The sequence below is a fragment of the Corynebacterium sp. HMSC074C05 genome (genome assembly GCF_001838325.1).
GTDB classification, from domain to species: Bacteria; Actinomycetota; Actinomycetes; order Mycobacteriales; family Mycobacteriaceae; genus Corynebacterium; species Corynebacterium amycolatum.
This window is the reverse complement of sequence record NZ_KV836277.1, coordinates 34219-41900: the sequence shown is the minus strand read 5'-3', so window position 1 is coordinate 41900 and position 7682 is coordinate 34219. Positions and strand designations below refer to the sequence as shown.

At 62.7% G+C, this 7682-nt stretch carries 7 protein-coding genes; all 7 read right to left on the bottom strand.

The genetic code is table 11. The features are described 5' to 3' along the window. Nucleotides 1-125 precede the first annotated feature (125 nt). The 7 genes from HMPREF3042_RS00180 to HMPREF3042_RS00150 all read right to left on the bottom strand — a co-directional run bounded on the left by HMPREF3042_RS00180 (nt 126) and on the right by HMPREF3042_RS00150 (nt 7569). The gene (locus tag HMPREF3042_RS00180) at nt 126-1259 is read right to left on the bottom strand and encodes a PDDEXK family nuclease (RefSeq protein ID WP_070855746.1); all 1134 of its coding nucleotides are present in this window, start codon (nt 1257-1259) and stop codon (nt 126-128) included. A 434-nt stretch (nt 1260-1693) separates the two neighbouring features. Then, nucleotides 1694-2308 (bottom strand): SMC-Scp complex subunit ScpB, encoded by a 615-nt coding sequence (scpB, locus tag HMPREF3042_RS00175; protein WP_070767213.1) that lies wholly within the window; start codon nt 2306-2308, stop codon nt 1694-1696. A 157-nt stretch (nt 2309-2465) separates the two neighbouring features. Beyond that, on the bottom strand, nt 2466-3308 hold the full coding sequence (locus HMPREF3042_RS00170; RefSeq protein WP_210403418.1) for a segregation and condensation protein A: 843 nt from the start codon (nt 3306-3308) through the stop codon (nt 2466-2468). A gap of 3 nt (nt 3309-3311) precedes the next feature. After that, nucleotides 3312-4187, bottom strand: coding sequence for a ParA family protein (locus HMPREF3042_RS00165; protein ID WP_048758465.1), 876 nt, complete (start codon nt 4185-4187; stop codon nt 3312-3314). Between the two features lie 113 nt (nt 4188-4300). Beyond that, entirely contained in the window at nt 4301-5239 is a 939-nt protein-coding gene (locus tag HMPREF3042_RS00160; RefSeq protein WP_070855744.1) for a site-specific tyrosine recombinase XerD, read from the bottom strand. Next, nucleotides 5236-5889 carry an NUDIX domain-containing protein gene (locus tag HMPREF3042_RS00155; protein WP_070855743.1) on the bottom strand — a complete coding sequence of 218 codons (654 nt, stop codon included), beginning with the start codon at nt 5887-5889 and terminating at the stop codon, nt 5236-5238. The genes HMPREF3042_RS00160 and HMPREF3042_RS00155 overlap by 4 nt, the downstream gene beginning before the upstream one ends. Nucleotides 5890-5937: 48 nt before the next feature. Continuing rightward, nucleotides 5938-7569, bottom strand: a complete 1632-nt coding sequence (locus HMPREF3042_RS00150; RefSeq protein ID WP_070855742.1) for a CTP synthase — start codon at nt 7567-7569, stop codon at nt 5938-5940. Nucleotides 7570-7682: the final 113 nt, after the last annotated feature.

Here is a 7682-nt window from a genome sequence, read left to right as displayed (position 1 = left end):
CTGTGGAGGTGGCATGAGGTGACACCCGTGTCGTGAAGTGGAGTTTGGGATGGAGTTTGGGGGGGGCGGCAGCGGCAGCGGGCAGCGGGCACCGGCAGCGGGGCTAAGCCCGATAAGCCAGCCAGCTAGTACAGCCGCCCCGCCTGGCTCCACACTCGTCGGCGACGCATGGCCAACTCGGCCGCCTTCCCCGTGATTGTGAGGGGCGGTCGTGCGAAGGCGTAGTTACCGCGATAGCAACTGCCACCATTTGCCAGGTGACGTCGGATTTCCGCGGCCGCTTGCCGCAAGGTGGCTACGGCGGTGCCGTCGAAAAGCTGTGACCAGACAATCCGGATGACATTCAGTCCGAGATTCTTCAGGCGCTTTTCGCGCTCCAGCTCCTTTGCGATTGCCACCTGCGTGTCCGCAACCCCGCCGTCGGTGTATTTCATACGGCCATCGAACTCGACGACCAGCCCAAGTTCGGGCAGGTAGAAGTCCACGCGTGCGATGAAGCCACGATCATCCCGAAAGGAAACCTGCTGAAGCAACGGAGCCTGAGAATCGTCGACAGAAGCTAGCCCCGCTTGGACGATTGCTTCTTTAGTGAGCGATTCCCCAATGCTTTCCGACGACGCTGTCGCTTGCCGCAACAACCTCCTGGCCTGTGCATTTCCCGGAGCACGGGGATAGGCAGCCAACGTGGCCAACAGTTCCTCGGTGTCGGTGTGGCGCTGGAGGGCGGCGTCGGCAAGCACTAGTGCATTATGCGGGGTGCGAGAACGGCAGACATCGATGACGGACTTTGGGACATCGGTGACGAGGCGGCCATCGACTTCTACGACGTCCTCGGGGTGAATCCGGCCGGAGACGCGGATGAGGCGTTTCTGCGGCTGGTACGGGCCATTCGGTGTGCTTCGCGATTGCCCGCGCGTGCGGCCGGAGTTGGCTATCGCGATGGGAGTGCCATGCGTGAGCAGAGGTAAACCGTGGAGGGCAGCGGCAGCATCGCGGGTGATTACGGTGGCGGTGCCGCGATGAATGAGCGCTTTGACCTCCAGAACGTAGCGTTCGGTGCTGTTTAAGGCGAGCCACCTGTCGACTGGCACGTACGCGCCATGCGCGAGCCACAAAAGGCTGCCGCTTTTGGCGCGCCGGTGGAGATCACGGTCGGAGTGCTGGCCGATTCGGGAAATTGCGAAAGTGCTGGGGCGGGCGCATTCGCGCTGCTGGCCGGTACGGATGATGTCGTCGGCGTCGTAGATCCACTGCGGCATCGGATTGCGCTCCTGAGGTCCAGGCAACTGCTGGTTGGTGGGTGGTGTGTGCTGGGCGGTGCGAGTGTTTGCGTGTTTGTATGTTTGCGAGTGCTACGTTCTCATTTTTGGGCTCACACGGAGATTCAGGAGGCGTCGATTTGGCGTCGACTGTGGATAGTTTGCAGTTTTCGGGAGTTATCCACAGGGCGTGGTGGGCGTGGTGCGCGTGGTGGGCGCAGCAGGGGGGGCAAAGACCCGCAGTGCGCAGCGAGTGGCAGTGAGCAGCCCCTAAACGCGACTTCACGACACCCATGTCACCTCGTGGCAGCTGTGGAGGTGGCATGAGGTGACACGCGTGTCGTGAAGTGGATCAATAACCGTGAAGTGGATCTAAAAACGGAGTGGCTCGCCTAGCCACCACCCCAAGCCCCACACCCCACCCCAAGCCCCGCCTAGTCCAACGGCTCGTCGATCAGGTCGACCTCTGGCAGCAGCGGAGCCAAGTCAGGCAGCTGGTCTAGCGAATCAATCCCCAAAAGCTCCAGGAACAGCGTCGTCGTAACGTACAAATGCGCACCGGTTGCCGGGTCCTCTCCGGACTCCGCAATCAGACCACGCGCGACCAGCGTGCGCATCACACCATCAACATTGACACCGCGCACACCGGAGACCTGCGCACGCGTGGCAGGCTGTCGGTACGCCACCACTGCCAGCGTCTCCATAGCTGCCCGTGAGAGCTTCGACTGCGAGCCATCCAGCAAGAATCGCTCCACCGCGCTGGCATGCGCGGGAGCCGTGTAGAAGCGCCAGCCCTCATCCGTCTCCCGCAGCTCAATGCCGCTGCGACGTGCACGGTATTCGTACTCGATTTCGCGAAGCACGTCACGGATATCGCTTGCGGAAACATCCAGCGCCCGCGCCATATCCTCCGCCGCCACCGGTGTATCGACCACAAGCAGAATCGACTCCACGCCTGCTCGCAACGGGTCAATGGGCGGCAACTGCGCCGAAGAAGCAGACGCAGACTCCGTGGCCTGCTCGGATGGTGCGGAACTGGTTTCGCTCATGCGCGTCAGATTACGCAACCTCCCGCGCCGGGCGCTAATCAGCTGGGCGCTAATTGGCTGTTAGCCCCAGCCCAACCAAGCCCGACCAAGCCCGCACCGAGCAGGGGCCCAACAGCCGGGCTAGCCCGAAGCCAGCCCCAACGCCAATCCCAGCCACCTACTCCCAGTTCGCCGCCGCCACGACGGCCGGGTCCACGTCGAGCCCGGTCCAGGCCACGTGGATTTCCTCCAGCGCCTCCTCCTGCTCCACCCCGATCGCCTTGGCTCGGTAGAGCTCCAGCAGCGCGAGGAACCGCCCAACAATCTCCATGGACACGCGACACTCCGATGTCAGCTGCGTAAACGTCAGCCAGGTCCCCTCGCCTGCCAGCCGCAGCGAGTCCAGGATTTTGCCCGCCTGCTCCGGCACTGACACGGGCACGCCGTGGATGTGCCCGACACCGACTTCCTCCGGCGGCTTCGGCCGCATTACGACGGCCGCAAACTCGGCAAACTCCCCGAGTGTCATGCCCAGGCGCACGGGCGGCAGCAGCTCTTCGAACTGTTTGTCCGGCCCCACAGCTCGTGGATAGCGCCGCGGCGCGGTCTTCTGCCACTCCTCGAATTGGTCGGCCACCTTGCCATAGGCCTGGTACTGCAGCAGTCGGGCGAATAGCAGGTCGCGCGCTTCTAGCAGTTCGAGGTCTTCTTCGCTGTCGACGTCGCCACGCGGCAAAAGCCGTGCGGTCTTGAGGTCGAGCAGCGTCGCTGCCACGACGAGGAATTCGGTGATTTCGTCGAGGTCACTGACTGCGTCGAGGCTGCGTGTGTATGCGATGAACTCGTCTGTGACCGCCGCCAGCGCGACTTCGGTGACGTCCATCTTTTTGCTGCTGATCAGCTGCAGTAGCAGGTCGAAGGGGCCGTTGAAGTTCGCGAGTGCGACGCGGAAGCCGGTGATCTCTTCCTGCACGCCCTCGCTTGACGACGGTTCGGGAGTGTAACTATCCGGGGAAGTCACCTATTATTTGCGGCCTTTGCGCTCGATGACCTCGCGGGCCAAGTTGCGGTACTGTGCCGCAGCTGGGGTATTCGGTGCCCAGGTGGTGATGGGCTCGCCAGCGACGGAGGTTTCCGGGAAGCGGACGGTTCGGGTGATGACCGTGTCGAAAACCTTGTCCCCGAAGACCTCGATGAGGCGTTCCATGACTTCCTTGGCGTGGCGGGTGCGGCGGTCGAACATGGTGACCAGAATGCCGGAGACTTCCAGGTTGAAGTTCAGGCGGTCGCGGACCTTGGCCACTGTGTCGGTGAGCAGTGCCAGGCCGCGCAACGAGAAGTACTCCGCCACCATTGGGATGATGACGCCCTCGGCGATGGTCAGGGCGTTGACGGTCAGCAGGCCCAGCGATGGCTGGCAGTCAATGATGATGAAGTCGTAGTCATTCATCACTGGGCGCAGTGCGCGTCCAAGGGCCTGCTCGCGGCCGACTTCGTTGACAAGCTGGATCTCTGCTGCCGACAGGTCAATATTGGCCGGGACGAGGTCCAGGCCGGAAACCTTGGTGTGGTGGATAGCGTCGCGGACGTCGGTGGTGTCGTCGACGATGAGGTTGTAGACGGTCAGGTCGAGTTCCTCATGAGGGACCCCCAGACCAGCGGATAGTGCACCTTGTGGATCTAAGTCAACGAGCAGGACTTTACGGCCAAACTCCGCCAGTGCTGCGCCCAGATTGATGGTCGAGGTGGTCTTACCCACGCCACCCTTCTGGTTACACATTGCCAGGATGACCGCGGGGCCGTGACTGGTCAGGGGTGCGGGTTCCGGCAGCTCACGTGCCGGGCGACCGGTGAGACCGAGTTCAACTCGATCGGCCTCAAACAACCCTTCTTCAGCCACAGTCAATCCCTCTTCCTTGAAGATTTCTCATCAATTCTACTGCGCCACGTAATACTGCGTAATACCGCCATATATTACCGCCGCGTAGTAGCGCTACATACTACCGCCGCATATTACCGCGAGTATTCAGCCCGTGGGTGAGCCCCCGCCCAGACTCGTCGCATATTCTCCGCGGTAATCATGGTGTAAATCTGGGTCGTCGTCACCGAGGCGTGCCCCAGCAGTTCTTGGACCACGCGCACATCGGCCCCGCCCTCAATGAGGTGTGTGCCAAAACTGTGGCGCAGGGTGTGCGGGGAAATTTTCACTTTCAGCCCGGCGCACTCGCCCAGTTCCGCCAGCGTATTTCCCGCCGACTGCCGCGACAGCCTGCGCCCCAGCGAGTTAATAAACAACGCCGGCCCGGAGTTTGCTCGCACCCAGCTCGGCCGCCCGCGCGTGAGCCAGGCATCCAGCGCCGCCATGGCCGGCGACCCCACGGGCACGATGCGCTCCTTGCCGCCCTTGCCGCGCAGCAGCACGAGGTTGGTTTCGCGGTCCACGTCATCGATATCCAGGCCAGTAACCTCCGAAACACGCGCACCGGTCGAGTACAGAAACTCCACCAGCGCGCGGTTGCGCAAATCCGTCACGTCTGCCGTGCCGTCGTTGGGGATGGACTCGATTAGCCGGGTGACCTCATCAATGCTGAGTGCCTTCGGATACCGCGAGGGTTGCTTCGGTGGCGCTACCCGCTTGGCGACATCCACATCCAACGCGCCCTCACCCACCGCGAACTTGTGGAAGCTTCGCACGGCCGACAGCGACCGCGTCACCGAGGTCGGGGCCAGCGCCGGCCTGCCCGCCGACTTATCTCCCCGCGCGAGATACGCCAGGAATTCCGTCACATCCTGCTCGGTGACCTGCGCCAATTCCGCGCGGCCAATGTCCCGCAGATAGGCGCGGTACTTCTCCAAATCGCGCTTATAACTGGCGAGCGTATTCGCCGACAGCCCCTTTTCCACCGCGAGGTGGGTGACGAAGGCGTCGACAAGCGAATCAATTGAACTCATCGGATACGTTTCAGGTCCGCGCCGGCGCCGAGCTGCTCCGTCCGGCGTTTCGCCAGGGCCGTCGGTCGAATGTTGAACGGCTCCGTGGCCGCGCGCGGCGTCGCACCCCTCAGCAGCACCTCCGCCGCCAGCAGAATGCCGGACAGCGCGATGCCGTTAAGGATCTCTCCGCGCAGAGACATCGTCACCGCCTCCTCCACGTCGATCCACGACGCAGTCATGTCCGCTTCCTCATCGTGGGCTTCGGGCTTATCGACGGCACGGAGACCCCGGGCCAGATAGATCCGGACCGCTTCCTCTGCGAAGCCGGGCGAGCTGAACATATCGGTAAGCAGGGACCAGGACTCGGCCTCCAGCCCGGCTTCCTCCACCAACTCGCGTTTGGCGGCCTCCAGCGGGTCTTCGTCCGCGACATCGAGAAGCCCAGCGGGGAGTTCCACCAGGCGCCGTCCCGCCGCCTGCCGCCACTGATTCAGCAGGTAGAGACGGTTATTCTCATCTGCGGCAACAATCGCGACAGCGCCAAAATGCTCCACGATCTCGCGGGCGGACACCTTCCCGCCCGGCATTCGTACCTGGTCGCGGCGAACCGCGAGGATAGGTGCCTCGAGAACAATCTCGGAATCAACAACGTCAAATTGGTGCGCCATGAGCTTCACTCTAATAGGTAGGCCGGATTCGCCCTCTCGGAGCCAAGGCTAAGCGCGCTTGAAAGCTGCGGCGATGAGGCCGTCGAAAAGCGGATGGGCATGGGTGGGGCGTGACTTCAGCTCCGGATGCGCCTGCGTGGCCACGAGGTATGGGTGCACGTCCGTGGGGTACTCGACGAATTCGACGAGTTTGCCGTCCGGTGAGGTGCCCGAGATAACCAGGCCAGCTTCTTCGAGCTGATCTCGGTAGGCGTTATTGACCTCGTAGCGGTGGCGGTGGCGCTCGGCGACCTCGGTGCTGCCGTAAAGACCGGCGACGACGGAGTCTTCGGCAAGCTTCGCCGGGTAGGAGCCCAGGCGCATGGATCCGCCCAGGTCAGCCTCACCGGAGACGGCCTGGAGCTGTTCCTCCATCGTGGCGATCACTGGCTCAGCCGCGTTCTCGTCGAACTCAGTGGATGAAGCGCCGTCAACGCCTGCGGTGCGCGCCGCCTCGATGACGACACACTGCATGCCCAGGCAGATTCCCAGCAAGGGCGTGCCGGTTTCCTTGGCGTAGCGGATGGTCGCGATTTTGCCTTCAATGCCGCGCCCGCCGAAGCCGCCGGGGATGACAATCGCGTCAACGCCGGCCATGTTTTTCTTCAGCCCCTCGGGGGTTTCGCAGTCATCGGAGGCAACCCAGCGGATGTTCGCCTTCACGCGGTGGGCAAAACCGGCGGCCCGCACAGCTTCCGCGACGGACAGGTAGGCATCCGGCAGGTCAATGTACTTGCCGACGAGCGCCACCGTGACCTCGCCCTTCGGGTTGTGGACGCGCTCGAGCAGGTCTCCCCACACGGCCCAATCCATGTCGCGGAACGGCAGGTTGAGGCGGCGAATGATGAAGGTGTCCAGGTGCTCGTCGTAGAGGACCTTCGGGATGTCGTAGATACTCGGCGCATCCGGGCAGGACACCACGCCCTCGCGGTCGATGTCGCACATCAGCGCAATCTTGTTTTTGAGCGAGTCGGGGACGTCGCGGTCGCATCGCAAAACGACGGCATCGGGAACCAGGCCAATCGAGCGAAGTTCGGCCACCGAGTGCTGGGTGGGCTTGGTTTTCAGCTCTTTGGAGGGGCCGAGGTACGGAACCAGTGACACGTGCAGGTAGAAGACGTTCTCGCGGCCGACGTCGTGACGCACTTGCCGCGCGGCTTCCAGGAAGGGCTGCGATTCGATATCGCCGACAGTGCCGCCGATTTCGGTGATGACCACGTCGGGCTTTTCGCCGTTCGCGTCCGCGTTGCCCATGGCGACGATGCGGGATTTGATCTCGTCGGTGATGTGCGGAATGACCTGGACGGTCTGGCCGAGGAATTCGCCGCGGCGCTCTTTGGCGATGACCGAGGAATAGACCTTGCCGGTGGTGACGTTGCCGCCGGCGGAGAGGTTGCGGTCAAGGAAGCGCTCGTAATGCCCCAGGTCCAGGTCGGTTTCCGCGCCGTCTTCGGTGACGAAGACCTCGCCGTGCTGGAAGGGGTTCATGGTGCCCGGATCCACGTTGAGGTAGGGATCGAGCTTCTGCATAGTCACTTTCAGACCACGCGAGGTAAGCAGGCGGCCGAGCGATGCCGCGGTTAAGCCTTTGCCGAGGGAGGAGGCAACGCCTCCCGTAACGATGATGTATTTCGTAACCACGGGACTTCAGAATATCGCCTGCGCGGGTGCAAGCGCAAGCGACTTTTCATAATGGCGGATATTTGTTTCATATTTGAGTAACTTTTTCGGGTTTTCCACAAGGCTTGACGACG

What these genes read in the sequence shown, in the direction of transcription:
- scpB (WP_070767213.1), bottom strand. Translation starts at nt 2,308, where the DNA reads ATGAGCGAAACCAGTTCCGCACCATCCGAGCAGGCCACGGAGTCTGCG.
- HMPREF3042_RS00160 (WP_070855744.1), bottom strand. Translation starts at nt 5,239, where the DNA reads ATGAGTTCAATTGATTCGCTTGTCGACGCCTTCGTCACCCACCTCGCG.
- HMPREF3042_RS00180 (WP_070855746.1), bottom strand. Translation starts at nt 1,259, where the DNA reads ATGCCGCAGTGGATCTACGACGCCGACGACATCATCCGTACCGGCCAG.
- HMPREF3042_RS00155 (WP_070855743.1), bottom strand. Translation starts at nt 5,889, where the DNA reads ATGGCGCACCAATTTGACGTTGTTGATTCCGAGATTGTTCTCGAGGCA.